Source organism: Alkalihalophilus lindianensis, assembly GCF_032843265.1.
Lineage (GTDB): Bacteria > Bacillota > Bacilli > Bacillales > Bacillaceae_D > Alkalihalophilus > Alkalihalophilus lindianensis.
Map to the genome: position 1 here is coordinate 1 of NZ_JAWJBA010000494.1, position 263 is coordinate 263.

Here is a 263-nt window from a genome sequence, read left to right on the forward strand (position 1 = left end):
CTTTTGAGAAGGTCGTTCCAGGTTATTTTTTCCGTCATGATGAGATGGGGATGCCTTCTAACGGTACTGGAGTCGGAAATGATTTAGCATCAGAACGTCTAATGGTCAGAAAGTTTATTCTTGATTCCGTTCGATTTTGGATGGAGGAGTATCATGTTGATGGTTTCCGTTTCGATTTAATGGGGATTTTGGATATTGAGACAATGAATCAGGTGAAAACCGTCTGTGATACAATCGCAAAAGGGACCCTTATCATTGGGGAG

At 41.4% G+C, this 263-nt stretch carries 1 pseudogene; it reads left to right on the forward strand.

Annotation, left to right across the window (positions count from 1 at the left end):
- Nucleotides 1-263, forward strand: a pseudogene (locus tag RYX56_RS23160) (type I pullulanase); the annotation flags it as partial.